The following is a 25,331-nucleotide window of genomic DNA, read 5'->3' as shown; positions in this document are numbered from 1 at the left end:
AGACAATTGCTCGAGCTATTGGCACAGTGGTAAGTATTCCTACCGACTGAAGCTCACAGCCACTAGCTTCGAGCTTCCCCAATACTCGCCGAAAGTAGGACCTGACAACGAATCTATATTGCACTCTCGTTTGGATCAGGACTTATGCACCCTTTCCGTGTACAACCTCTGTAAATCTGAAGTTCTGTGATCCGAAGTTCGCTTTTTCCTATTCGTTTAAAATTATTAAGTAAAACTTATTCGTAAAAACCTATTAGTAAAAACCTATTAGTAAAAACCTTGATTTTTCGTTTTATATCATGTCGGGATAATTACCCTTAATAAAAATCTCCCCCATCTCCCCATCTTCCCCTCCTGGGAGGGGTTAGGGGTGGGTTCCCATCTCCCCATCTTCCCATCTCCCCATCTCCCCACACTTCCCACCCTCCCCACACTTCCCCTCCTGGGAGGGGTTAGGGGTGGGTCCCACCCTCCCTCTAATTATGGGTATTCAACCTGACTTGATATTAGCTGGGGCTTGTCCTATGGATGCAAGCCTTTTACCTTTTACCTTTTATCTTAATCAAAGGCCATCCCAACCGAGTTGGCTGTTCGTATATTCGTTTGAGGGTATTGATGTCTCTAGCAGAAATTCTCGGGGGATTGCGAACTTGGGAAAAGTATAGCGCATCAGTTTTTAAAGGAGAATGACCCCAAATACCTAGTGCATGACCGAGTTCGTGACGGGCAGTGGCAAGGGTGTAGTCAATGGATTGCTCAGGGGAGAGAAGTATGGTAAACTTATGTAATAATAGATTATCTACTATTTGCTCTGGTGCCCTGATGGATTGCCCCAGGTAAAATTCATAGCGAGTAACGGCTGAGCGAGCGCGAGACCAATCAAAGGTTCCAGTCTCACGATTCAAGGAGACTTTTAGAGGAGGGCGCGATCGCAAAATCGATATATCTGCTAATTCCTGCTGGTCAACTAGTTCTAGGGGCAAATACACCCCCCATTCTGCCACCGCCTTTAACACCGCATCAACCCATTGTTGGAAGCGCTGGTGCTTAGCATCAACCACAGCAGGTGCTTGGGGGTGTTCCACATAAACCTTCACGGGAAACTGAGACCAGATCAGATAACCTAAGGGAGTCCCCTTGATTTCAGCAAAATAATCACCGCTGCCGGTAGGGTCTTGCCACTGGGCAAGGGGATTTGGTAGAGGGTGAGGCTTAGGAGCTGGTAGGGCAGGTGAGGTGACTGGCATCGAAGCCACGATAGCAGAGGAGGCTTCTGTTAATTGGTTAAACTTTAGGTATAAACCGGCTGCGGTGCTGGACTGAATCAACATAACTAACAGACAAGTGACACCCCCTAGAAACAGGGCTATCCATAGCTGCTGATCGTTTTTATCCCACCTACTCCCCAAGGTTTAACTCTAATTATTTACTGGTTTAACCAACCTGCACTTAAAATCACTGTCAAGCTCATAAAGGTAATCGCCAAGATCCAGGTCACCCGGTTCAGGGCTTTTTCAGCACTCTTGGTGCTGGTAAACAGCTGAGCTTGACCACCGATACCGCCAAGGCCATCTCCCTTGGGACTATGGAGCAAAACCAAAATAATCAGACCCAAGCCAGATAAAACCCAAATAATTTGCAGGATTTGATTAACCATTCTTTTGACAATATTACGGCATTGAGAAGTTTTGAACTCTCCCTCGGTTAAAACAAAGGGGTTCTCAACTTCCTGTGTTATAGAGAAACTCGCACGGGTGTCCGATTATTACGGACTTCCAACTTAGCGGGTTGGATCATAGAACGCCCAGTCATTTCTTTTGGCTGGGGAAGTTGCAAGATTTCCAAGATGGTCGGGGCAATATCTGCCAGACATCCATCACAGCGCAATGCAACTTCTGTACCATGTCCAGGGATTTTTAATTTTTCCCCTTCTACTAGGATAAAGGGTACTGGGTTGGTCGTGTGAGCTGTCCAAGGATTACCTGTCTCATCACGCATAGTCTCGGCGTTGCCGTGGTCAGCAGTAATGAGGGTAGTGCCACCAACTTTAATAATCCTATCAATTAAGCGTCCTAGGCAGCGGTCTACGGTTTCCACTGCTTCTATGCAGGCTTCCACATTGCCAGTATGGCCCACCATATCAGTGTTGGCATAGTTAATCACTACCAGGGAGTAAATGCGTTTTTCGATGGCTGCGATCACTTCATCGGTCACTTCCTTAGCTGACATGGCTGGTGCTTTATCATAGGTTGGTACCATCGGACTTTGCACCAATTTCCGGTCTTCACCCTCGAAGGGAACTTCTAGACCACCATTAAAAAAGTAAGTGACGTGGGCGTATTTTTCTGTTTCCGCAGTTCGGAATTGGCGCAACCCATGCTGGGATATAACTTCCCCCAGAATATTAGTCAAGTTCTGAGGTTCAAAGGCGACCAATACCGGAAAACTGGGGTCATACTGGGTAAAGGTGGCAAAGGTTAGGGGTTTGATCTGTTCCCGCTCAAAGCCATCAAAGTTAGGATCCACGAAGGCTTGGGTCAGCTGTCTGGCTCTATCTGGGCGGAAGTTAAAGAAAATTACTCCATCTCCTGCTGTCACAGCTCCAGGAGTAAGCCGTGTGGGCAAGATAAACTCGTCAGTAATTTCTGACTCATAAGACTCCTTGAGGAATTGTACTGCTGAGATAGCATTTCCAGGACCATCCTGAGTCATAACTTCATAGGCTTTTGAAATCCTTTCCCAGCGTCGGTCTCGATCCATGGCGTAGTAGCGACCACTAATGGTGGCTATGCATCCAATGCCAACTTGATCAATATAATCTTGAATTTTTTGAATTGCTTCAATGCCGTCGGTCGGTTTAGTATCACGACCATCGGTAATCGCGTGGATATAAACTTCAGATAGATTTTGGGCTTTGGCTAGCGCTAGCAATCCTAGGAGGTGATTGAGATGGGAGTGTACCCCACCCTCAGAACACAAACCCACGATGTGCATCTTCCCACCCCGAGATTTAACCTCTCGGCATACTTGCACAATAGCTTGGTTATCGTTTAAAGTGCCATTTTCCACCGCATCAGAGATGCGCACAAGTTCTTGAGGCACCACACGCCCAGCACCTATATTCAAGTGCCCCACTTCCGAATTGCCCATTTGACCCTCTGGGAGTCCCACGTCCTTTCCAGAGGTGCGAATTAATGTACTCGGATAGGCCGCCCAGAGGCTGTCCATTACAGGGGTGTTTGCTAGGGCTATCCCATTGGCATCAGTTACTTCGCGGTAACCCCAACCGTCTAAGATAACTAGCACCACAGGAGAAACAGGTGCTTGCCTCATCATATCGCCTTTTATCCTACTCTTAATTTCACCGCGATCATATCATTCAAAATCCGCATATTCATGATAAATTTCAATTTTTATTAGGTTTCGGCTCCCAGAGTGAGGATAATGCTTAAATCTTCTCCTAGCAAAGGTTTTGACTACCCCAAGCTAATAGGAATTTATACTCGGAAATCATGGCAAACCCATCTAAATTCTATAAGCCTTACTCAGACAAAATTGCAAAAAATAAGTAAAATTACTTATTGTATGACTCTCATATACCTTGACTCGGAAATTAAGCTTTGTATGCAATTAATTAGGCGTGCCGGTGCATGTTTGGCTCACAGCTACTGACAGCCTACACTTACAAGTAACAGAGGTGTAGGAAGTTTACAGAAACTCATTTATCTCAACATTCCTATAAAATTGGTATGTATAAGGTAATGCTTATGAAGGTGTGATCGCATTTCCCGATATGACTGCCAATATAACTTCTCCAGATTCCAGCCCTAGCTTGATTTCCCCTAACATTTCCTCCCAACAGAGCGTAGACTCCTTACCGACTACTTCCCCTGTGAAACTGGGAGTGATGGCTTCCGGAAGTGGCAGTAACTTTGAAGCGATAGCTAGTGCGATCGCAAACGGCCAACTCAATGCCCAAATCAGCGTGCTCATTTACAATAATCCAGGCATTAAAGCGTTAGCTAGAGCTGAAAAATACGGCATTCCAGCGGTTCTACATAATCACCGGCACACCAAAAAACGGGAAGATTTCGATCAACAAATTGTCGAAACTTTACGACAGTATGAGGTGGAGTGGGTCGTGATGGCTGGTTGGATGCGAGTGGTGACACAGGTACTCCTAGACGCTTTCCCTAATCGGATTCTCAATATCCATCCCAGCTTATTACCTACTTTCAAAGGTGTGCGCGCTGTGGAACAAGCCCTTGAGGCTGGGGTAAAAATTACAGGGTGTACGGTTCACGTGGTCAGTCTAGATGTTGACAGTGGTCCAATCCTTTTCCAGGCAGCTGTTCCTGTGCTACCCGATGATACCCCAGAAACCCTCCATGCCCGGATTCAAGTCCAAGAACATCGGATTCTAGTCGAAGCGATCGCATTAATCAATTGTTAATTGTTATTTAGCAAAGGGAGCAGGGAGTAGGGAGTAGGGAGTAGGGAGTAGGGAGTAGGGAGTAGGGAGTAGGGAGTAGGGAACAGGGCAGAAAAATTATCACAATTTATTGAGGATTATTATTTAATTGTTATTTAGTTGTTAATTTTTATTTAATTTTTAATTTTTATTTAATTTTTAATTAAATTTAATAGTCTTTTCTAGTCTATGTTGTATTTTCTAGATTACCTAATTTCCATACCAAGCTAGAGACAAAGTTAGTCACGATATGAGCTACAATTGGTACGAGTAAGTTGTCTGTTGCTACTGCACTATACCCGAGAAGCAAACCAACAAGGGTTGCCCAAACTACATAGGGCCATTGTTGGATACCGCTTAGATGCAAAATCCCAAATAGCATACTGGAGGCTATGATACCGATAGCATTCAACCCTACTGCTGGCAACATGACACCCCGAAACAGTAATTCTTCACTCATACCGGGCAACAGTCCTAGCCACATTAAATCTGGTATGATTAGGGGCTTGAGAATTAACTTTAGGTATACTTCTGCACTCTGGCGATAAGCTGGCCAAAGACGATAGACTAAGCCACTGGCTGCAGTAATTCCCAACCCCATGGCTAGTCCTATAACTAGGGCATTGGGGGTAAATTTGATGGGCAGGAGAGTCAGCTTGCCTAGTTGCAGCCATAGCTTGGCAAAGATTAGTAAGACTACGGCAGTTATACCCATTGCCACTAGTACTTGGATGCGGGTTAGGGGTTCAAGTTCGGGATTATCGGGAATTTGTTTTGTCACTAGGAAAAATTTAAGCGACGCAGGGATGATAGGGATGGACTCAGAGCTTTAGGACTGATCCCAGCACGATGGCTAACCAGCAAGCCTAGAGCCTCTAAATATGAGTTTACTCGTATTGCTTTAATTCCCAAAGGTTCTGGAGGTACTTCCATGGTAGTTTGGTTTTCTTCAACGGAAATGATCTGGGTTTGCAGCTGGCTAAAGCTTAACATTGCACTACCACCACAGGCGGTCGCTGGTATGACAATCGCATCTACATCATCAGGCCAGATGTCCCCTGGTTTTGAGGAAATCGTTTGAGAATCTGGATTAGCAACGGAGGAGGGGGCATTTGTTTGGTTAACGACAAATTGGGGAGCGCGACTCAATCCTACTAAAACACAGGGTAAGAAGGTATAGCCCAATTCCTCTGCTGCTGAACGAGGTGACAAATTAGGATCGATGGGTAAAGGCATCAATGCTGGTGCATGAGCACAGGGAATTTGAAAGGTACGAACAATCAAGTGACTGATAATGGCTTCAGCACCAGCGAGGGGGTCTACGCCTCGACCATGACGGTAATCTTGCAATGCTTGACTATCAATGTCATCGGGAAAACGCACGACTACTGCGATCGCATTTGCTCCGGCTTGCTCGATCAGGACTTGGGCTGCTCGCAATAAACTATCGGGATTTCCAATTGTTCCCCAACTCGCTCCAGATGCTGCTGTGCGCAGTTCTACATTTAAGGGAGCATCTGTGACTACGTAGTCGGTTAGATTCAGTCCTAGGGTAGCTCTGGTGGCATCTGCTGCTTGTAGGTGTCTCAAACGTAGTTCCGGTTCAATCCCCTGATCCAGGAGTAATCCCACTCGGTTCTGATGTACAGGGCGTAATCCCCAGCATCCAGCCGCAAATTTGTCAAGTCCATAGCCTTCTACATAGAAGGCGTTGGGTAAGTTCCAGTACAACTGGGCACCATTGAGGACATTGGGATGGGTGATTAAGCGATCGCAAACTTGTGCGATCGCTCTAGCTACTGGCAAGGCATCCCCGGCATACCCACCAATCGACGCTCCTACACCAGTAGGAATGATTAAAACAACGGTATAGGCACGCTGATTCACTTACTATTTGCGCTCTTTAGTCACAATCGCCTCTACCGTAGCTTTCTCCTGCTCAGGGTCTACATGGGTAACTGCCCAGCGCAGGGGTTCTCCCCGTTCTTGTAGTTCTGCTTCAATAGCTTGGTGCAGTTCCTTAGGGGACTCTTGGAGGTCAATTTCTGCAGTAATGAAATGGGTTGTCATAGTTTTCTCCCTAATTCTAATTAGGATAATCTGGCTATCCTAATCTATCTAACCATTACTTCTCGCTATTAGGCTAATGGTATTTGATTATATTTAAGCATTCAGCTATCAGCCGTCAGTCGTCAGCTAATCAACGGTCGGTAGTAAACAAGCTGGGGCTGCTGATACGGCTGCTTGAAAATCCCTGCTTGTTTTACTCATCAAACCCGGAGCAGTTAAAGCCTCTGATAGCTGATAGCTCATAGCTGATAGCTGACAGCTAAATACTTAAGATTATATAGCAGCACTGACCTGATCACGGCTGACCAAACTGCCGGTCGTACACTTCATCTTCTTTTTCGGTGTCAAATTTCAGGTTAGAGCGGGGATAAGCTACACACAGCAGCACATAGCCTTCTGCTTGGAGTTCTGGCCCTAAACCCATCCCATCGGTTTGGTCTACACTGCCTTCTGCTACTCGTTTGGCAGCGCAAGTGGTACAGACTCCAGCGGTGCAGGAACTGGGTAAATCTATCCCCGCCCCATGGCCAGCTTCAAGAATTTTTTGATCCTCTGGCACCTCTATAGTGTATGTGTTGCCTTTGTGATTAAATTCGACGGTGTAAGTCTTGGGCATTGTATCAATTTCGAGCTTGATACTCCCAATCCTATGAATAGGACGGGGAGGGTCACTGGCTTATTTTAGCGCTTTGTGGGATATAAATTAAGCTGGTGCCTTCGTTAGCCGAACCGCGAGAAGCCCCGCGCTCTACCCGGTAGGGTGAGCGTCTTGAAGTTACCGTAAGGATAGGGTCGCCTTTAGGGTTGGCAGGCTATGCATAAAAGAGGTGCGACCCGTGGCGAATTTAATTACGGGTCAAGGGCACCTTTGGTTGAAACTTATTGATTAAGGCGACCCTACCTTCTTTCAAGGGTAGGTTTTTAAGATAAAGGGCTGAGGATAGAAAAGGAATACTTGGAGAAAAATCGGGAAAAAATTGACCGATAGGTAACGGAAGATGATTGAGTAGAGCAGCAAGAATCAGCTAACTTGCCCCGACGAAAACAGCTCAAAACACGGGGTTTCGGTGTACCGGTGTCAGAGTTTTGACTCTCGACAGGGGTTGCCGGTAACTGTTGTGAGTCGTTGAAGGATAGATCAGGATCAGATTCCCCTCCAACACTGACGACCCAAAAGGTGGCGATGGCAATTGCCAACCAATGACGCTCAGCCCTTTGGGGGTCAGTCATTTTCGTCTGGTGCCATTGCCAACCTCCCCGCCAACGTATCCTTGAAGAGACACTCAATCCAAGAACCCATTCGATACCATCAACCCTCAGCTTGATCTGGGTCGAGATCGGTGACAATCAACCAAGGATCTGAGTACCCAGAGTCCCATCGAGCCAGCAAGGTACAACTGAGGGGATTGCTAGAAAAGCAAGTTACTCGACCTGACCAGCTTTGACCGTTCTGGGTCACCACTGTGGTTAAAGGAACAAAGCTGGGTTGACCCACCGGATGAAACTGTCGAAGTTGGTTAATTCGTAAAAACGGATGCCAACCCTGTTGTTGAATTGCAACGCACGAGCCACTTGGCATACAGTCCTCGGTCAGCCATCACCAAAACTAACCAGTCCTGGGGAATTGTGTTTGTAAGGTGGGAGAGTAAATCCAGCCAATAGGGTTGCCAACTGCCTTTAGCCTTGGCTTCGATCACTTTCCAAGCCACAGGAATACCGCAGCCGCGATAGACAACCCTCACAACTAAGAGGGTAAATCGGCAACAAAAGGAACGAAGCATCAAGAGCTAAAACCATCGATTTTTTCTGGGGAGGCCATCCATTTAACACCCATTGCAGGAGTGGGGCTTGCACAGCTGGTGACATCAAGTTCAGCTCGTTTATCCCCTTTTTTGTCTTGCTGATTTCTGTACCACTCCCGCAACTGTTGACGTACAGTGTTTTCTTTTTTGCCGAGCAAGGCCGCTAGAAAAACTGCCACTGTGGTCAGTCCACAAGAGCCGGTCATCACAATGCCAAAACTCCACATCCCTAAAACCTCTGCTTGAGGTTTGCTCAGATGGGGCATTTTTTTAGTCACTGTCCTCAACCATTTTTGGTAATCTTGATTCTTCTTCATGGCTGTGTTCCCTTAGCCGCTGTTTAAGAGCATCGCGTTTTTTTCCAGTTTATTAAAAACCTACCCCTGAAAGGCGTGGTTAATGGGGTCCAAGAGCATTAGGAAACCGCTCGATTGTAGCCGATCCACGCCAACTAGAAATGAAGGAAATTGTCAATACCAAAATTAAATTTAGAGAAGCATTTCGTCCTTTTGCACCAGTTATCTTAGCCGAACAGGTAAATCAGTATTTTTCCGGTTCTAACTTACAAAACCAATATCTGCCTCGCTATATGCAGATGGTGGCACCAATTCTTGAAGATAAGCAAGAGCAAATTCAAGCTGTCTGTCATAATGGCACAGGTCGCCTACAAGCTATTCGCCAAGAATCTAACCCGTTCTATTATCAAGTAATCGAAAATTTTGGTGAGGCAACTGGAATTACCGTCCTCTTAAACACTTCCTACAATTTACGGGGTGAACCAATTGTGAATACACCAGAAGATGCCTTGCGCACATTTGCTTACAGTGAGATTGTTCTACTGGTGATGGGGAATTTTTGAGTTTAAAAATCCAATAAACCTCAACCGGTTTTACCTAAACAAAAAGTAAGTTTATCTTAAAAATACCAATACAAAAATAACCATTATGCTAATGTTTGTTGGATTAAAAAAACACTATACAGCGTTTTTCATAACTATTAGGTACACAGCATTTTTTCACTCTTGCCTCTTGCCTCTTGCCTCTTGCCTCTTCCGTCTTACCTCTTCCCTGCTCCCTGCTCCCTGCTCCCTAAAACCCAGGACGAAAGCACCTCAAACGTCGCTGAGAATTGCTACATACTCAACGCTGTACTATAAACCCCATTATAGTTAAGCAAAGTGCCTGAAATATCCATTATCATTCGTTGCTATAACGAAGAAGAACACATCGGTCGTCTGCTCAGTGGCATCATGCAGCAGACAATCCAAGATGTAGAAATCATTGTTGTTGACTCAGGTTCTACTGATGCCACTCCATCCATTGCATCCCGCTATCCCGTCAAACTATTATCCATCAAACCGGAAGAGTTTTCCTTTGGCCGAGCGCTCAACCTTGGATGTCAGGCTGCCACCGGGGAATTCATCGTTATTGCCAGTGCTCACGTTTATCCCATCTACCAAGATTGGATTGAAAAGCTGTTAGCTCCCTTTAAAGATCCTAAGATTGCTTTAACCTACGGAAAACAACGCGGTAACGAAACAAGCAAGTATTCAGAACACCAGATATTTGCTACTTGGTTTCCCGATCAGTCGGTTCATGTCAGGAATCAAGACTATCCTTTCTGTAACAATGCTAATGCTGCGATCCGGCGATCATTGTGGGAAGACGTTCCCTACGACGAAACCCTCACAGGCTTAGAGGATTTGGACTGGGCAAAACGGATTATGCCCTTAGGCTACCGCATTGCTTACGTTCCCGCAGCTGAAATTATTCATGTTCATGAGGAAACCCCCAAACGCATTTACAACCGCTATCAACGAGAAGCCATTGCTCTTAAACAGATTTATCCCCAAGAACACTTCCATTTTTGGGATTTTTTGCGCCTGTTCACCACAAATGTTGTCAGTGACTACTATCATGCATTCCATGACGGTGTTTTCAAGCCAAATTTGCTTTCAATTCCTATATTCCGCTTAATGCAATTCTGGGGTACCTACCAAGGCTTTGCCCAAAGGGGACTAGTCAGCAACCGCCTGCGACAAACCTTTTATTATCCACGCAGCCTATCACCTTACCAGAACACCTTTTCTTATGACAATCGACGACTCATTGACTATGGCTCCTCTGCAAAATCCTCCGAGCAAGTATATTGACATTTCAGTACCCGTATCCCCATACCTTCCCACCTGGCCTGGTAGCCCAGCAATTGAATTTCACCGTCACCTCGATTTAGAACATGGTGATATTGCTACCGATACAACACTGCATTTTAGTGTACATACGGGGACTCACGTTGATGCTCCAATGCATTTCATCCCAGGGAAAGTGTGGAACAGCTACCTCTGGATGTTCTAATCGGAGAGGTTTACGTTGTAGTTGTGCCCGATGATGTCGATGTAATCACCGCAGAGGTATTAAAGCAGTTAACTCTACCTGCCAACATACAGCGTTTGCTTTTGCACACGCGAAACTATCGGCTGTGGCGATCGCAAGTGCGGGAATTTCAGCCGGACTTTGTGGCGCTCACAGCAGATGCGGCTGAATGGGTAGTTGAACGGGGAATTAGGTTAATTGGGGTGGATTATTTGTCAGTCCAACGTTTTGATGATGGTCCGGAAACTCATCAAATTCTGCTAAAATCCGAGGTTGTTATTATTGAAGGCTTGAATTTAACGGATATTTCAACTGGAAAGTATGAGTTGTTATGTTTCCAATTAAGCTCAAGGGAGTAGAAGGAGCTCCAGCTAGGGTAGTTTTACGTAACTTATCTGATTAAGTATTTACATTTTACTACAAAATTTTTAGATATTAGTTTTTAATGAATTATTTTAATACTGAACCGAAAATTATTGCTCTCTTGCCAATGAAAGCTAACAGCGAGCGAGTCAAGGGTAAAAATTTTAAGCCATTGAATGGTAACCCTTTATTCAAGTGAATTTTAAATGCACTTATTGAGCTAAACGAAGTCTCAAAAGTGATTATAAATACAGATGCTCGCTCTATTCTGGCAGAACACGGATTGGTCGATTCAGATCGAGTTCAGATTCGCGATCGCAAACCAGAATTGTGTGGTGATTTCGTCAGCATGAACCGGATTCTGGCAGATGACATAGCAAATGAACCTGCCGATATTTACTTGATGACCCACACTACAAATCCCCTCCTCAGTGGGACAACAATTCGCAAGGCACTTCAGCAGTTTCTGGAGGCTAGGGCTAGGGGAACTGCTGATTCGCTATTTACAGTTAATCGCTTCCAAACTCGCTTCTACCGTCAAGATGGTTCTGCCATTAACCACAATCCCAATAACCTAATTAGAACTCAGGACTTGGAACCCTGGTACGAATAAAATTCTAATCTCTACATTTTTACACCTTTAAGCTTCGCTGCCACCCAAGCTAGGATTGGCAAGCAACCTATGATGTTTGAAACTCCTCCCTTAGAGTCGATTGATATTGACGATCAAGTGGACTGGCAAATGGCTGAAGCAGTTGCCCAGTATCTCTACCCTTCTTCTGTTGTACAAGCGGCATGAGCAATGAAAGTATTAATTACCTGTCCACCCATGTTAGGTTTGATGGATGAATTCAAACCACTTTTTGCAGCAAAAGCCATTGAAGTTGATTGTCCTCCAGTAGTGCAAACCCTATCCGTGGAAGAACTAAAGTCCCTCATTCCTCAGTATGACGGTTGGATTATTGGCGATGATCCTGCCACTCGCGAAGTGTTTGAGAACGGGAAATCTGGGAAGCTAAAAGCAGCAGTCAAGTGGGGTGTTGGGGTTGATAATGTGGACTTTACAGCAGCGAATGATAATGGTATCTTAGTAGCAAATACCCCTCGTATGTTTGGTGCGGAAGTAGCCGATATTGCCATGGGCTATGTAATTGCCCTAGCACGACAGACTTTCATGATTGACCGAGCCGTTAGAGCAGGAACATGGCTAAAACCAGCAGGCATTTCTCTAGGGGATAAGACGGTTGCTTTAGTTGGGTTTGGGGATATTGGGCGCAATACGGCGAAGCGGCTGTTAGCAGCTGACATGCGGGTAATTGCTTACGATCCTTATTTCCAAGCAGTGGAGGGATTAGAAGCAGTACAACCTGCTACTTGGCCCGCACGCTTGGAAGAAGCCGACTTGATTGTGCTGACCTGTGCGTTAACTAGTGAAAATCGTCATATGCTGAATTCAGAAACATTTGCTTTCGCAAAGCGAGGGGTGCGGGTGATCAATGTTGCCCGAGGTCCATTGATTGATGAAGCAGCATTGGTGGAGGCATTGTCCTCTGGACAGGTGCATTCGGCAGCCTTAGATGTTTTTGAAATGGAACCATTACCGGAAGCCTCTGCGCTACGGCCTTTTGAACAGTGTATTTTTGGCTCCCATAATGCTTCTAATACGGTGGATGCTGTGCGTCGTGCTAGTTATCAGGCAATGCATTTGCTATTTGATTTTCTTGGATGTGCTTAGGAATTGAATACGTGAAAACTGCTTTAATTACTGGAGCTGCGGGTGGCATTGGGCAAGCTTTGTGCCAGGTTTTTAAAGAAGCTAATCACTTTGTGATTGGTCTTGATGTAGTTTCAGCGGCTGCATCCTGCGATGTTATGATTGTCGGCAATTTGCAGAAAATGTGCAGTGATGCAGCTTATTGTTCAGAAATTGTTGAGCAAGTGCGATCGCACTTGCAAAGCAGAGGTTTGACTACCTTAATTAACAATGCAGCAGTGCAAATCCTCAAGCCCACAAACCAACTCACAGTAGAAGATTGGCATCAGACACTAGATGTTAATTTGGTAGCTCCTTTTGTGTTAACTCAGGCATTGCTGCCAGAGTTGGAACAAGCGGTCGGCTCAGTAGTAAATATTGCCAGTATTCACGCAAGCCTTACCAAGCCTGGGTTTGTGTGTTATGCAACCAGTAAGGCAGCTTTGGTGGGTTTAACCAAAAGTATGGCAGTGGATCTTAGGGAAAGAGTCCGGGTAAACGCGATTTGTCCAGCAGCAGTAGCGACACCAATGTTAATGGCTGGGTTTGAAGGGAAGAAGGAAGAGTTTGAGAACTTGTCTCAAATGCATCCTTTAGGGCGGATTGCAGAACCAGCAGAAGTAGCAAAAGTGGCATTGTTTCTATCTTTGCCTGAAGCAAGTTTCATAACTGGTGCAACTTTAAGCGTTGATGGTGGCATTGGAGGACGTTTACACGATCCTATATAGGTTAACAATAAAGATTTATCCGCATATCTAAAGCCCAAACTAGTTAACCAGCTAATTAACCCTTTTACGGCTGAATTGATTATGCTTCAAAAACAATTAGGAGTAGCAATAGATTCAATTGTTGAGTATCTTAATAATTACTCATATCCAGTGTACATTCAATGGTCTTTTAATGATTATAAGCGCCTTTTAAAATTTAAAAATCTTCATAAAAAAGAGGACTGTTTTATTATTGGCAATGGTCCTTACCTTAATAAAATTGATTTATCATTACTGAATAATTATTATACGTTTGGTTTAAACAAAATATACTTAATATTTGATAAAGTAAATTTAAATATTAGCTATCATGTTGCAGTAAACCATTTGGTTTTCGAGCAAAGCGCGAGATAGTTTTAAAAGTAAAACTGTCCATCTTTTTTATCAGCTATATCCGCTGATAATGTGGTAGATAAAAGGGATCATATTTCTAAAATTTTTACAGCAGGTAGTCCTTTCGTTTTTCAGACAGATGCATCGAAGTTAATTTGCGAAGGATACACTGTAACTTATGTAGCAATGCAGCTAGCATTCTATATGGGCTTTAAGAGAATTTTCTTGATAGGAGTCGATCATAACTTTACTGCTGTAGGTAATCCTAACGAAAAACAGTTCCTAAAAGGAGATGACCCAAACCATTTTACCCCTGGGGATTTTGGGAATAAAGAATGGCATCTGCCAGACCTAGAAGGCTCTGAATTAGCCTATCATATGGCTCGATTTAACTTTAATAGATCTGGTAGAGAGATTTATGATGCTACAGTTGATGGTAAACTACAAATTTTTCCAAAAATTACCTTTGAACAAGCTTTAGATATGTGTAAAAAAAAAGGTAGTGGTAAAGATGTAGTGATGTAGGCGTTGGTCTGGTCAAGGTAACGGGAGCTAAAATCACGAATTGTGTACCACTACCGTTTCGCCGAGTCGTTTTTCATCCCCCGCTAAAGTACACGGGCTTTCAAACTCCCGTCTTCTTTCAGGTAAGAATATTATAAGCGGACTTAATGGAATCAGCATGAACACCAATCTTACCTTTCTTGGTCTCGGCGTTATGGGTGGATATATGGCAGCCAATCTTGCCCGTAGTGATTACTCCACCAGTAATTACCCCACTATGGCTTGGAATCGCACCCCCGATCGTCCAGGAGTCAAGATTGCTGCTGATGCTGGAGCCAAGGTAGTCTCATCGATCCGGGAAGCCGTCGAGTCAGCTGACATAATTTTTTCTTGCTTGGGGGATGTCCCAGATGTGGAAGCGGTTATGCTGGGAGCTGAGGGAGTGGCTGAGTATGCCAAACCCGGTACCCTAATTGTGGATTTCACCACCATTGGACCAAATGCAGCCCAGGAAATCAGTGGGGAACTAAAGAAGCACAACCTACGTTTTCTCGATGCACCAGTTTCCGGTGGGGATATCGGAGCCAAAAATGGTACCCTAACAATTATGCTTGGAGGTGAGCAGACGGACTTCGAGCAGTGTAAACCCCTACTGGAAATTCTTGGCAAAACCATTCGCCTGTGTGGTCCGGTGGGCAGCGGTCAAGCAGTTAAACTGTGCAACCAGGTGCTTTGTTCTGTCCATATGGTAGCGCTATGCGAGGCAATGAAGTTGGCAGAACATCAAGGAATTGACCCTAATTTAGTTATTGAGGTTTGTAGCACAGGTGCTGCTGGGTCATGGGCGTTATCCAACTTAGGGCAACAAGTCGCTGAGTCTGACTTTGAGCCTGGTTTCATGATTAAGCACATGGTCAAAGACCTCAGGCTTGTACTCGAAAGCCTCCAGTCTTCTAGTCTGGATTTAGCTGGAGTTGAATTAGCTGACCGTCTTTTCAAAGTTGTTCAACAACTTGACACTGGTACAGGAGGTGAACAGGGAACTCAAGCAATGATCCGTGCTTACGGTGAACTCAGAAGCTGAAGGATGATGGATTTAGTTATACTGCTATCCACTTAAGCCGGGACAGTAGATTAGTGTAAGCATTCAGCTATCAGCTATCAGCTTATGGGCTATGGGCTATGGGCACGCTTATTGATGAGGAAAGCATTTTGAATAAAAGAGGTAAGCATTCGTTTAATCTGAGTTAAGTCTGCTGTTCGCGCAGCGTGAGCCTTTAGCTCACGGCTGACGGCTGACGGCTGAACGCGCACGCACCTCAAGTAGCGCATATGCTTACAGATTAGTTATTGGGAAATTGGTGATGGCTAGGGAAATCTGTCCTGCTTTCAGCTAGTAGCGGTGATACCAAGTATTTCTTGAGATTTTTCCAACACTTGATCAGGGTCAAAGGGTTTAGTGAGGTACATATCTGTGCCGACTTCTTTGCCCTTTTGTTTATCAAACTCTTGTCCCTTAGCCGTTAGCATGATCACATAAACATCGTTCATATACAGAACATTTTTGATCTGATTACAGACATCAAACCCACTCATTTTCGGCATCATTAAATCCAGAAATACCAGATTAGGTTGCTCTGACTTAACTTGCTCTAGAGCATCTTCACCATCCTCAGCGGTGAGTAATTCTACCCCTTCATCTTCCAGGTCTTCCAGGGTTTGCTCGATCAGTAGTCTCATATAAGGTTCATCATCAACGATCAAGATTTTTTTAGTCATAGAGCAGTCTGCTGGGTAAAGCATTACCTGTTTCTACACCAATTAATTTACTTGATCAAGTTAGCTATTCCGGATGCTTTGCTGCTAAGTTAGAGCATTTACGCATTTATTAATTAATTAAAAATAAGTATTCAAGCGGACAGGATGTGAGAGTAGCTGTAGCTAAAGTAGGACAAAAAAGTCCCCACACCAAATGGTAATGGGGACATACTGGAGTTGTTCTAGTTGCCGGAAGCTAATAATACCCTGTATAAAAACCTGATCAAGCCAACAGTCTTTTCAGTGTTTAAAACACAACCCTTGCATCTGAGGAAAACTTTTTTATAACACTACTTTAGAAGACTACAGCGGAATTGGTTCTGGTAAAGACGTCTATATCTAACCCCCTATTTAACACTGCAACTTCCGATCCATCAACCGATAAAAAGCCAGTGAAGGCATCGTAACTTACATCAGTGCTGCCTACAACTACGATCGCATCACTTCCTACCTCGAAGTCGAGGATAATATCCAAGTCTCCTTCTAAGAACTGATCTGCGAAAAACTCGTAGATATCGCTGCCGCCGCCACTGATCAGAACATCGGATCCTTCATTGCCAACAACAACATCATCTCCTAAGCCGCCTCGAACAATATCATCTCCCAGACCGCCGAAGACAAAGTCAGTTCCTCCAGCACCCATGATGTTATCGTCTCCTGCTCCAGCCATGAGTATATCTACTTCATCGCCGCCAGCTGCTACATCATTACCGTCGCCAAAAATAAAAATGTTAGTTTGATCTTCTTGTCCTACGGCGAATACACCTCCACCTTCTTGAGGGCTATCAAAAAACATTGCACCCTCAAAGTCGCTTATAAATAGCGGAGCTGTGCTACCTGGACTTAATGTTGCTGCCATTTAATTCTCTCCTTGTTTTAGCTTGAATTTTCTCTAACAGTTGATGTAGGGTGGGCAGTGCACCAGACAGATAATGAAGCTTGCAAAGCGCGTTGGTAGGCACTGCCCACCCTACGATTAATGACAATGGTGCAAGATCTCGGTTAATCACGTTGTATTCAGGTAAATCGTTAATTGTTAATGGTAGTTCATGGGAATTAATGGGAATTAATGGAAGTTACCATCAACAATTAACTATGAGTAAACAGTCTCAAATACTACCTGATTGGATGAGTGTTTAACCGGAATTGATATCAACTATAATTTTTTATAATTGAATAAAAATTATAAAAAATTATAAAAAAGTTAGACTTGCTTGATTAAAATCAAGTGTTATACGGAGCGATTATAAATTCTTATTCAAGGATAAAAATTATAAACAAATTAGACTTACTTGATTCAAATCAAGTTTTACACAGGTCATAGCTTGTCCGGTGAATCACTTCATATTCACGGCAATAGTTAATGCTTAATGGTTAATTGACTCTTGACAATTAACCATTTTCAATTTTTAATTTTCAATTTTTAATTTTCAATTAAGGTAATCAAACGCCTCTTACGAGTAATTGCTCCTGCTTTCTCCAGTTGCATCAAAGCTCGTGATACAGTTTCGGGAGTCAAACCTAGCTCAGCAGCAATTTCTTTGAAGGGTTGGTCTAAGCTGAGAACCGTTTGATTACGGAACTGAGCTAAGTAGTGTAGATATTGAAGTACCCGGTCGTGAGCAGTCCGAATTTCTCGCCACTCTAAACGGACTCTGAGGGAGTGAATGTGTCTAACCAAAATGGTCATGAAATTCTCTGCCAACTCAGGATAAAGGCAAAGGCTTGACAAAAGAAGTTGCTTGGGATAAACAATTACTCGTGAAGCTACCTTAGCAATTGCTGTGTAAGGATAGACCGTTGAGAAAAGAGCACTTTCAGCTAAGCTTTCACCGGCTCTAACCACCTGAAGTGTAACCATTTTCCCTGATTCAGTGTAGTGAACAAGTTTGAATCGCCCTGTTTCCACTACAAAAAAAGACGATGCGGAATTTCCCTGGTAGAATAGCTTCTGTTCAGCAACCAGATTCTGGAAGATGACACCCTGACTTAGAGCAGGGGGAAGGCTCTCAGGTTTCAATAGATTCATCAATAAGGCTTCTAGTACGGCAGGAGATGTGAATAGTTTAAGCAATCATTTTTGCCGATGTCTGTTGGAAAAGATCGCAAAAAATCAGAACTTGAACACAGAAAATGTCCCAGGCAGTAACTAGGAGCAGGAATATCGGAGGGTGCATCTCATAGTTGTAAAACAGAAGGGGAAGTGTGGGAAGTGTGGGAAGTGTGGGAAGTGTGGGAAGTGTGGGAAGTGTGGGAAGTGTGGGAATATTATTATAATTTTTGCCTAATTGCAACAGTGAGATGCAGCCCCTTAATAACACCCCCTAGAAGTATATTTACTACCTAAGTACTGATATAGCACTACGCATTAAGATTAGGACATTCCTAAACTCCGAAACTTAGTCATAGCTTACTTCTGACTTCTGACTTCTGACTTCTGACTTGCGCGTAGCGCTATAACAAGTAACAAGTAACAATTTATCTAAATACGAAATGATTAACTATCGGAGATATTAGGTAAACTGATCTGCTTTTAAATTGGTCATTCCCTGTTCCCTGTTCCCTGTTTCCTGTTCCCTTTGAGTAATTTAGATATCCCAAACTCAATGCTGAACATCGTATCAGTTAATCAGCTCAAATACATCTACTGTTTGCCGTTTTCCTTTGATTGAAACCTGACCCAATTCCCGATAGGTATACTGGTGCTTGGTCGCTTCATAGACACTACCACTGACGAGGATCTGACCCCCGTTGGCCATAGCTTGTAATCTGGCAGCGATATTGACTTCATCACCAATGGCTGTATAGTCCATATGCTGGGGAGAACCGATGTTTCCCACCACGACTTCTCCTGAACTAATCCCAATACCGGTTAGAAAATTCTCCCGGATCCAGGGGGTAGGCATAGTCTTAAGTTGATGTTGCATAGCAATAGCAGCTGCGATCGCTTGTCCCTGATTATCCTTTAGCTTAGAGGGCGCACCAAACATAGCCACAATCATATCCCCCACAAATTTATTGACTGTTCCCTCATGGCTGAAGATGACATCCACCATGGAGGTAAAATATTCGTTCAGGTATTCAACAATTTTATGGGCTTCTAATTCTTCACACCGAGTTGTGAAATTCCGAATATCAGAGAACAATATAGTAATAGGCTTCTTGGCTGGAGTCAGGGAGATATTGCCCTTGGCATCAATAATAGCTTGGACAAGTTGGGAAGGAATATAGCGTTCCAGTCGGCTTTTAATCCGCTCCTCCTGTAGTTTATTTCTATGGAGCAAGGCATTTTCAATAGCTCCTGCTGCTTGAGCTCCAAGAATCGTTAAAAATTTCAAGTCTTGAGCTGTATAATTAACCGGTTTCTCACTACAAAAGTTAATCACCCCCAGCAGACCCTTTTGGGTTTTTAGAGGAGCACAAACCAGAGAGTTGATGGACTTCACAGTAGCAATAAACCTGGTATCATCTTGAACCTGATTTACAATCTCAGCCTTACCAATTCCTAACCCATTCTTGGTCTTACTATTGCTCAGCTGAAAAAATTCTGTTGGATTATACTGTTTGCCAAAGGCTGAGATTATATCTAGTTGCTCAGTTTCGTAATTAATTAACAAGACTGAACCACAATCTCCTGGAATCAGTCTTCTCGCTTCATCCAGGAAAAGCTGAGCAATAGCGGACAGCTCTAAACAGGATGGAATCCGTTCCGAAACTCTATAGAGTAAATTAATTTCTCGGTATTGATCTAAGATAGCACTGCCTAGATCTTTTTTTTCTAATTCTTGATTAGCCAAATAATTCAGGAGTTCTTTAATTGCGATCGCTTTCTGATCACCCTTGACCCAGCCAATCACCTGACCTCTTGCTTCAACGGGATATTTATTAGCTAAGTTACAACGTCCCAATACCGGAATTTTCCTAGGATTATCCAACAGCAACTTTCCGTGGACATCCTCAATCTGGACAGCGGTGTCTATGGCGTCAATCAGTTGACTTATGACCCCTAGCGCTTTTGGCTTAGAAATAATTTTTTTGAGACTGACAGATGCCATACTTTGTGGTAATATTATAAGTTGGCTTAAAAGTATCGATTCAAATTACTCCTCACCCGTTCCTCTCGAAGCATATTTTCATAGAGGATAGCATTAGATATGGCTGATGTGGCTTGAGATGCTAAAGCACTGATCAATTTCAAATCCCTGGCTGTATAGTCTACAGGTTGTTCACTACTGAGCTGAATCACACCAATTACCTGATCTTTGGTCTTGAGTGGGACACACATTAGGGAACTGATCGGATAATCAGATGGCACAAACCTGGGATCCGATGAGACATCGTTAACGATTTCTCCTACACCAGTCATAATCACACTGCGAACAATACCTGCTATCGATTGCTTCTGGGGTCTATACCCCATTTTTGGCTCAAAGCTAGCGAGTACTTCCAGTTGGGATTGGTCTTGGTCTAGCAAAAAGAGAAATCCCCGATTTACTGGAATTAATTCCCTAGTTTGATTAATCACAATTTGAGCAACGTCTTGAGGCATTAAGTTGGCAGTTAATTTCCCCGATAGATTGTAGAGTAAGTTTATTTCTCGATAGTTATCTAAGGTTTCTATAGCAATTGATCGGCGTTCTAGTTCTTGATTGGCTAAATAATTGATTAGAGCGGCAATAGGACGAGCATTCTCTCCTCCTCTAACCCACCCTAAAGTAGTTCCTTTCAGGTCTATCTTGTATTTTCCAGATGAATCATCAGGCTCATCTCCGAATAACAGTTGCTCATCAATGTCTTGAATACTAATATCTCCTCCCAGGGAAGTTATCAGGTTATTGAGCAGTGACGAGATGTCTTTTTTTGCAATTATTTTTTTAATTTTAATAGCGGCCATGCATGTATTAGTTTAGTATTAATAATATAATAAAATAAAAAATGTCGTGGCTAATTTATGTTCAAAACGCACATTTTTAACCAACGATTGTTCTTTCACAATCCCTGAGTTAACCAGAATCATGTCAGGTTTTAAGGAAATTGCCTTAGAAATACAATCTTGCCCATTGCTGGCAGAAATTATACCGATTCCTCTTTTCCGTAATGCCTGAGTAATCATTTCAGCTTGAGGGAGATTTTCCTCCACTATCAAAACTTGCTTAGTCGGCTTTTCTTGAGAGGTCAGTCGAACAACCTCTTTGAGCAGTTCTTCGAGATTAATCGGTTTGCTCAAACATCGCTCAACTCCTAGAGCATTTTGCTCTTCAGTGATGGACAAAATGATAATCGGAATATCCATACTGTGCAAGTCATTTTTAACCACCGCTGCTGTCTCAAACCCATTCATTCTGGGCATCACTACATCCAAGATAATTAGGTCAGGACGTTCTTGTTTGATCTGTTCAATTGCGTCCCAACCATCTTTTGCTTCCTGAATTCTGTAACCTTCTGCTCTAAGATGCTGCTTGAGTAGTTCTCGAATCGGAGCTTCATCATCCACAATCAAAATGGTTTTATTCCTGGAATTTATGGTAATTGTTGAGGTGGTCATAGATGACTTTAGTTGAGTGAGCAGGGTTTCAGCAGCTATGGTTTTTACTCCAGGTTCAGACTCAACCGGGATGGGTAACCTAAAGGAGAAGTTACTCCCTTTGCCCAGTTCGCTTTCGACCCAAATTTGTCCTCCATGATGTTCCACAATTTCCTTACAAATAGGGAGTCCTAACCCGGTACCTTGAGGTTTGTCAGTTAGAGTATTACCCGCCTGTTTGAATTTTTCAAAGATCAGGGCCTGCTCCGCTTCAGAAATGCCTATACCGCTATCAATGATACTAACGGTAATCTCTGAACTAGTTCGCATTACTTTACAGTAGACAAACCCTTTATCTGTAAACTTAGCTGCATTAGAGATTAGATTAATCACCACCTGAATTAGTCGGTCTCGGTCACCAATTATCTGAGGTAAGCCCTCGTCTATACTCTTAATTAATTCCACATCATTCTGTTCAAACAGAGCAGTCGTAGCAATGATTGATCGTTCTAGGACATCTACAACTGAGAGGGGTTGCATTTTCCACTCTACTCGACCAGCTTCTAGCTTAGCCAGATCCAGGACATCATTGATCAAAGCTTTGAGACGCTCCCCTTCGGAGATAATGATGTTAACATTTTCTGACACTTGCTTCAGGGTGCGCTGAATCTTGTGGTCATTGGTAGGAATTAAGGGAAATAGGGTTTTTTCCAGTTTTTTCTGAATCAGTTTGGCAAAACCCATTACTGAGGTTAGAGGAGTCCTCAATTCATGGGAAACTGTGGAAATAAAGTCTGTTTTCATCCGGTCTACTTCTTTTTCAAAGGTAATATCTCGGATCAGAATGACCGAACCCATAAAGCCGTCCTGACTATCAGGGTTATCTGTCGCCTTAGTATCTTTTAGAATAGCAGTGGCTACGGCTTTGCCAATCCGTTGATTGGTCAGTTCTACTTCAGCGGTAAAGACTTGTTGAGGGTTAGTCTTGGTAAGAGTGACTAGGTTTGCGATCGCATTCCCCAACACTCCCTGACACCCTTGACCGATTAACTCGATTTCCCCCAAATCAAACAAGCTCACCAAAGCTGGATTGATGCGAGTAATTTTGCCCTTGGTATCTGTTACCAGTAATCCATCTGCTAAGCTTCTAATCATCGCATCCACGTAAGCCAGAGTATGCTGTAATTGAGTCGTGGTGGTTTTGAGACACTGAGCTTGTTCACTGACAATTCTGTACTGTTCTTGAGTAGTGGTGTATAAATCTGCCTGGTTGATGGCGATCGCTAACTGATTGCTCACCGCTTGTAGTAGCTCCAATTCCAAATCACTACAGCTCCAAGGCTTGCGGCGCATACAAATTAAATAGCCAGGAGGATGCAACCCCCGAATCATGACTGGTAACGCCAGATAGTTCCCTGTCTGGGAGTAAATGAGTTGATCACCACTATCATGGAAGTGAACCATCTGTCCTTGGCTTAGGCGATCGCATAAATCATGACAAGATTCGATAGATATTAATCCCACTTGGGACGGTAAATCAGCTTTTCGATGTTCACACAGAATTTCCAAGCATTGTTGGTCTTGGTGATACCAGCCAAAAGTCACTCGCTCGAGACGCAAGAGGGTAGCAATTTCATTGACAGTAGTTTGCACAGTTGTTTCCAAATCCAGAGATTCACGAATACGAGTAGTCAGCCGATTCAGCAGCGCCTCCTGCTGAGCTCTAGCGTTGGCCTGCTCGAAAGTTTGAATCTGTAGTAAAGCAATAACCATGGCGATGATCAGCATCACTCCCAACACCGATGCCAACAGATTGAGAGAATTGAGTTGTCGCTCCACATTAGCCCGGGGAATCACCAAAGCCACAGACCAATCAGCCTTTTGCAGAGGAGCATAGGCAACATACACCCACTGACCATCCAGTTCCAGTAGCCTTACCGACTCTTGCGGGTTGGCTATTTTCCTAGCCTCCATCATCTCTTGAGCAATTTGCTTTAGATTGGGGTTAGGGGAGTCTAAAAAACTCCTACCAAATTGAATTACCTTTGGATCTTGATGGGCAATGGGTACTCCTTTCGAGTCCAAAGCAAAGGCATAACTCCCTTCTCCCAAAGTAGTATTGGTAATTACCTCTGACACTCGGTCTAAGGAAACCGGTCCAGCAAATTCTCCTATGGGGAAAGACAATAGACCAGGCAACTTTCCTGGTTTTGGCTGGTAAGTATCCCCGAGTTCCACATTCTCGTTGGTTAGGTTGGGCAAAGCCAGTTTTTCTGGAATAATTTCCGTGTCATTTTTGGGGGGAACTGACCAGATAGGAGCTGCAATATTGACTTGGCGAATAGCAGTAGAACGAGAGACTACCGGATTATCCACAAAGGTTTCTCCTTGCATGGCTCGTTGAAAGTGAGTGCGATCGCTAAGATTCTTCCCCTCAATAAAACCTGCACGAGTGGTGTAGTAAGAGCCATTTCCCTTAGCCATGACAAACATATGAAAATCGGGCAATCGTTCTTGCTCGAGTTGCAGATAGGGTCGGGCAACCTCCCAGTCCAAAGACCGAACTTGGGGAGTATTCGCAATTGTTTCCACCTTCGCCATCAGAACCGCCAACCATTCATCAATTTGATGTCCCGCCATCTTGACCTTCAATTCAGCATTATCCTTCAGACTCTCAAGAATCAGACTCCGAACCACCCAATAACTGGTGAAAGCTGCTGTTCCCACTAGCGCAATGGTGCCACTAATTAACAACCGGGGAACAGAACGCCTTGGCTGCCATAGGGATTGATAACTATTGTGCTTAAGCCACCACTGGCGTCTAAACCAAGTTCCCATATCTCTTATGCAAAATCCTTCCTGTTGTTCCTGAGAAACTCCAGCAGCTTTGGCCTGGGGTTGGGCTAGGATAGTGGGGTCGGAGCAACTGGTGTCCACCTCTGATGCTAAAGGAATACCGCTCACCTGACAGTACCCGTGTGGGTAAACCTTGAGTGGGGAATTATCCGGAGGTGAGTTTCTCTGGGAACTAGCATTAAAACGATTAAGTCTCACTGTTCCGAAGATAGTCCTTAGGCTGGGTTGCCTACTGGTGGGATAAGATGACCATTGTTTACCTCCCCTTTCTCCCCTGATGCCCTCTGTTCCCCCTCTTGCATCGGAGTACAAATTATCCCTATTGTGGACAATACCCCAATCACTTCCAGGCTGGGGATTGACCTGGGTAGAGTACCTACCCTGCCTTCTTGGGTACAGTGCTTCTGGCTGATTGTCTCCCCGCCAATCCAGATAACCTTGTAGCAGTTGCCGCAACAGTTCCATACCATTGATCCAGAGGTTTTCTTCTATCTGGTAATAGGTGAGACGGTGCGCTTCCTCAGAACAGAGCCAATTAAGAATTTCTTCAAAGTACTCACGAGCCTGGAGAAATGGATTGAGCTGAGTGTATTCAGATGTTTCCATAATAAAATCGGATATAGCTTTGATATGATCTCGCCTAATCTCTACCAGGAAAATTATAGTCAGTCCGGGTAATTTTTTTTTTAGTGGTTAGT

25 protein-coding genes and 2 pseudogenes are annotated in these 25,331 nt (G+C 43.9%); 9 read left to right on the top strand and 18 right to left on the bottom strand.

Annotated elements, in window-relative coordinates; translation table 11 throughout:
- Positions 1-297: 297 nt before the first annotated feature.
- The 4 genes from F6K53_RS09550 to gpmI all read right to left on the bottom strand — a co-directional run bounded on the left by F6K53_RS09550 (position 298) and on the right by gpmI (position 3,333).
- Positions 298-432: a hypothetical protein gene (locus tag F6K53_RS09550; protein WP_293024593.1), complete on the bottom strand. Its 135-nt coding sequence runs from the start codon at positions 430-432 to the stop codon at positions 298-300.
- Between the two features lie 107 nt (positions 433-539).
- Positions 540-1,409, bottom strand: a complete 870-nt coding sequence (locus F6K53_RS09545) for a peptidase (protein WP_293064255.1) — start codon at positions 1,407-1,409, stop codon at positions 540-542.
- 17 nt (positions 1,410-1,426) lie between these two features.
- Entirely contained in the window at positions 1,427-1,657 is a 231-nt protein-coding gene (gene secG, locus F6K53_RS09540; RefSeq protein ID WP_008191847.1) for a preprotein translocase subunit SecG, read from the bottom strand.
- 77 nt (positions 1,658-1,734) lie between these two features.
- A complete protein-coding gene (gene gpmI, locus F6K53_RS09535; RefSeq protein ID WP_293064487.1) occupies positions 1,735-3,333 on the bottom strand; it encodes a 2,3-bisphosphoglycerate-independent phosphoglycerate mutase in 1,599 nt (532 codons plus the stop codon).
- A 460-nt stretch (positions 3,334-3,793) separates the two neighbouring features.
- Here gpmI and purN point away from each other — a divergent pair, with 460 nt between their 5' ends.
- Positions 3,794-4,453, top strand: a complete 660-nt coding sequence (gene purN / locus F6K53_RS09530; RefSeq protein WP_293064230.1) for a phosphoribosylglycinamide formyltransferase — start codon at positions 3,794-3,796, stop codon at positions 4,451-4,453.
- A 205-nt stretch (positions 4,454-4,658) separates the two neighbouring features.
- On the opposite strand, the gene F6K53_RS09525 is transcribed toward purN, so the two are convergent.
- The 8 genes from F6K53_RS09525 to F6K53_RS09490 form a co-directional block, all read right to left on the bottom strand.
- Complete coding sequence (locus F6K53_RS09525) at positions 4,659-5,252, bottom strand: CPBP family intramembrane glutamic endopeptidase (RefSeq protein ID WP_075903748.1); 594 nt, start codon at positions 5,250-5,252, stop codon at positions 4,659-4,661.
- Positions 5,252-6,358, bottom strand: a complete 1,107-nt coding sequence (locus tag F6K53_RS09520) for a DUF3326 domain-containing protein (protein ID WP_075903749.1) — start codon at positions 6,356-6,358, stop codon at positions 5,252-5,254. The genes F6K53_RS09525 and F6K53_RS09520 overlap by 1 nt, the downstream gene beginning before the upstream one ends.
- A gap of 3 nt (positions 6,359-6,361) precedes the next feature.
- On the bottom strand, positions 6,362-6,541 hold the full coding sequence (locus F6K53_RS09515; protein ID WP_075903751.1) for a hypothetical protein: 180 nt from the start codon (positions 6,539-6,541) through the stop codon (positions 6,362-6,364).
- Between the two features lie 295 nt (positions 6,542-6,836).
- The gene (locus tag F6K53_RS09510) at positions 6,837-7,157 is read right to left on the bottom strand and encodes a 2Fe-2S iron-sulfur cluster-binding protein (protein WP_293064224.1); all 321 of its coding nucleotides are present in this window, start codon (positions 7,155-7,157) and stop codon (positions 6,837-6,839) included.
- A 305-nt stretch (positions 7,158-7,462) separates the two neighbouring features.
- Positions 7,463-7,771, bottom strand: a complete 309-nt coding sequence (locus F6K53_RS09505; protein ID WP_075903755.1) for a hypothetical protein — start codon at positions 7,769-7,771, stop codon at positions 7,463-7,465.
- Positions 7,772-7,850: 79 nt separating this feature from the next.
- Positions 7,851-8,036 carry a hypothetical protein gene (locus F6K53_RS09500; RefSeq protein ID WP_143727836.1) on the bottom strand — a complete coding sequence of 62 codons (186 nt, stop codon included), beginning with the start codon at positions 8,034-8,036 and terminating at the stop codon, positions 7,851-7,853.
- Positions 8,037-8,058: 22 nt separating this feature from the next.
- Positions 8,059-8,322: a hypothetical protein gene (locus F6K53_RS09495; RefSeq protein WP_143727837.1), complete on the bottom strand. Its 264-nt coding sequence runs from the start codon at positions 8,320-8,322 to the stop codon at positions 8,059-8,061.
- Positions 8,322-8,660 (bottom strand): hypothetical protein, encoded by a 339-nt coding sequence (locus F6K53_RS09490; protein WP_075903757.1) that lies wholly within the window; start codon positions 8,658-8,660, stop codon positions 8,322-8,324. Before F6K53_RS09490 ends, F6K53_RS09495 begins: the two co-directional genes overlap by 1 nt.
- 95 nt (positions 8,661-8,755) lie before the next feature.
- On the opposite strand from F6K53_RS09490, the pseudogene F6K53_RS09485 reads away from it, so the two are divergent.
- From F6K53_RS09485 to F6K53_RS09445, 8 genes and pseudogenes are all read left to right on the top strand, one after another.
- Positions 8,756-9,202: pseudogene (locus F6K53_RS09485) on the top strand (carbamoyltransferase C-terminal domain-containing protein); the annotation flags it as partial.
- A 318-nt stretch (positions 9,203-9,520) separates the two neighbouring features.
- Positions 9,521-10,495 (top strand): glycosyltransferase family A protein, encoded by a 975-nt coding sequence (locus tag F6K53_RS09480; RefSeq protein ID WP_293064218.1) that lies wholly within the window; start codon positions 9,521-9,523, stop codon positions 10,493-10,495.
- A pseudogene (locus tag F6K53_RS45745) lies at positions 10,434-11,074 on the top strand (cyclase family protein). The gene F6K53_RS09480 and the pseudogene F6K53_RS45745 overlap by 62 nt, the downstream one beginning before the upstream one ends.
- Before the next feature lie 203 nt (positions 11,075-11,277).
- Complete coding sequence (locus F6K53_RS09465; protein WP_364300882.1) at positions 11,278-11,691, top strand: hypothetical protein; 414 nt, start codon at positions 11,278-11,280, stop codon at positions 11,689-11,691.
- A gap of 189 nt (positions 11,692-11,880) precedes the next feature.
- On the top strand, positions 11,881-12,813 hold the full coding sequence (locus tag F6K53_RS09460) for a phosphoglycerate dehydrogenase (RefSeq protein WP_293064210.1): 933 nt from the start codon (positions 11,881-11,883) through the stop codon (positions 12,811-12,813).
- Between the two features lie 11 nt (positions 12,814-12,824).
- Complete coding sequence (locus F6K53_RS09455) at positions 12,825-13,559, top strand: SDR family oxidoreductase (protein WP_198954210.1); 735 nt, start codon at positions 12,825-12,827, stop codon at positions 13,557-13,559.
- A 444-nt stretch (positions 13,560-14,003) separates the two neighbouring features.
- Positions 14,004-14,456, top strand: a complete 453-nt coding sequence (locus tag F6K53_RS09450; protein ID WP_293064205.1) for a hypothetical protein — start codon at positions 14,004-14,006, stop codon at positions 14,454-14,456.
- 157 nt (positions 14,457-14,613) lie between these two features.
- On the top strand, positions 14,614-15,519 hold the full coding sequence (locus F6K53_RS09445) for an NAD(P)-dependent oxidoreductase (RefSeq protein ID WP_293064202.1): 906 nt from the start codon (positions 14,614-14,616) through the stop codon (positions 15,517-15,519).
- Between the two features lie 305 nt (positions 15,520-15,824).
- Here the strand turns inward: F6K53_RS09445 and F6K53_RS09440 are convergent, their stop codons facing one another.
- The 6 genes from F6K53_RS09440 to F6K53_RS09415 all read right to left on the bottom strand — a co-directional run bounded on the left by F6K53_RS09440 (position 15,825) and on the right by F6K53_RS09415 (position 25,239).
- Positions 15,825-16,214, bottom strand: a complete 390-nt coding sequence (locus F6K53_RS09440; protein WP_293017591.1) for a response regulator — start codon at positions 16,212-16,214, stop codon at positions 15,825-15,827.
- Between the two features lie 334 nt (positions 16,215-16,548).
- Positions 16,549-17,112, bottom strand: a complete 564-nt coding sequence (locus F6K53_RS09435) for a calcium-binding protein (protein WP_293017592.1) — start codon at positions 17,110-17,112, stop codon at positions 16,549-16,551.
- A gap of 564 nt (positions 17,113-17,676) precedes the next feature.
- A complete protein-coding gene (locus F6K53_RS09430; protein WP_293080451.1) occupies positions 17,677-18,327 on the bottom strand; it encodes a Crp/Fnr family transcriptional regulator in 651 nt (216 codons plus the stop codon).
- Positions 18,328-18,874: 547 nt separating this feature from the next.
- Positions 18,875-20,308 carry an adenylate/guanylate cyclase domain-containing protein gene (locus F6K53_RS09425; RefSeq protein ID WP_293080448.1) on the bottom strand — a complete coding sequence of 478 codons (1,434 nt, stop codon included), beginning with the start codon at positions 20,306-20,308 and terminating at the stop codon, positions 18,875-18,877.
- Between the two features lie 26 nt (positions 20,309-20,334).
- On the bottom strand, positions 20,335-21,147 hold the full coding sequence (locus tag F6K53_RS09420; protein WP_293017598.1) for a GAF domain-containing protein: 813 nt from the start codon (positions 21,145-21,147) through the stop codon (positions 20,335-20,337).
- A gap of 18 nt (positions 21,148-21,165) precedes the next feature.
- Positions 21,166-25,239, bottom strand: coding sequence for an ATP-binding protein (locus tag F6K53_RS09415; protein WP_293080445.1), 4,074 nt, complete (start codon positions 25,237-25,239; stop codon positions 21,166-21,168).
- Positions 25,240-25,331 lie beyond the last annotated feature (92 nt).

Origin of the sequence: Moorena sp. SIO4A1 (assembly GCF_010672065.1) — a bacterium.
GTDB lineage: Bacteria > Cyanobacteriota > Cyanobacteriia > Cyanobacteriales > Coleofasciculaceae > Moorena.
This window is presented reverse-complemented; position numbering and strand designations above follow the sequence as displayed.

What these genes read in the sequence shown, in the direction of transcription:
- F6K53_RS09415 (WP_293080445.1), bottom strand. Translation starts at nt 25,239, where the DNA reads ATGGAAACATCTGAATACACTCAGCTCAATCCATTTCTCCAGGCTCGT.
- F6K53_RS09440 (WP_293017591.1), bottom strand. Translation starts at nt 16,214, where the DNA reads ATGACTAAAAAAATCTTGATCGTTGATGATGAACCTTATATGAGACTA.
- F6K53_RS09420 (WP_293017598.1), bottom strand. Translation starts at nt 21,147, where the DNA reads ATGGCCGCTATTAAAATTAAAAAAATAATTGCAAAAAAAGACATCTCG.
- F6K53_RS09490 (WP_075903757.1), bottom strand. Translation starts at nt 8,660, where the DNA reads ATGAAGAAGAATCAAGATTACCAAAAATGGTTGAGGACAGTGACTAAA.
- F6K53_RS09445 (WP_293064202.1), top strand. Translation starts at nt 14,614, where the DNA reads ATGAACACCAATCTTACCTTTCTTGGTCTCGGCGTTATGGGTGGATAT.
- secG (WP_008191847.1), bottom strand. Translation starts at nt 1,657, where the DNA reads ATGGTTAATCAAATCCTGCAAATTATTTGGGTTTTATCTGGCTTGGGT.
- F6K53_RS09435 (WP_293017592.1), bottom strand. Translation starts at nt 17,112, where the DNA reads ATGGCAGCAACATTAAGTCCAGGTAGCACAGCTCCGCTATTTATAAGC.
- F6K53_RS09505 (WP_075903755.1), bottom strand. Translation starts at nt 7,771, where the DNA reads ATGACTGACCCCCAAAGGGCTGAGCGTCATTGGTTGGCAATTGCCATC.
- F6K53_RS09495 (WP_143727837.1), bottom strand. Translation starts at nt 8,322, where the DNA reads ATGCTTCGTTCCTTTTGTTGCCGATTTACCCTCTTAGTTGTGAGGGTT.
- purN (WP_293064230.1), top strand. Translation starts at nt 3,794, where the DNA reads ATGACTGCCAATATAACTTCTCCAGATTCCAGCCCTAGCTTGATTTCC.
- F6K53_RS09515 (WP_075903751.1), bottom strand. Translation starts at nt 6,541, where the DNA reads ATGACAACCCATTTCATTACTGCAGAAATTGACCTCCAAGAGTCCCCT.
- F6K53_RS09510 (WP_293064224.1), bottom strand. Translation starts at nt 7,157, where the DNA reads ATGCCCAAGACTTACACCGTCGAATTTAATCACAAAGGCAACACATAC.
- F6K53_RS09460 (WP_293064210.1), top strand. Translation starts at nt 11,881, where the DNA reads ATGAAAGTATTAATTACCTGTCCACCCATGTTAGGTTTGATGGATGAA.
- F6K53_RS09425 (WP_293080448.1), bottom strand. Translation starts at nt 20,308, where the DNA reads ATGGCATCTGTCAGTCTCAAAAAAATTATTTCTAAGCCAAAAGCGCTA.
- gpmI (WP_293064487.1), bottom strand. Translation starts at nt 3,333, where the DNA reads ATGAGGCAAGCACCTGTTTCTCCTGTGGTGCTAGTTATCTTAGACGGT.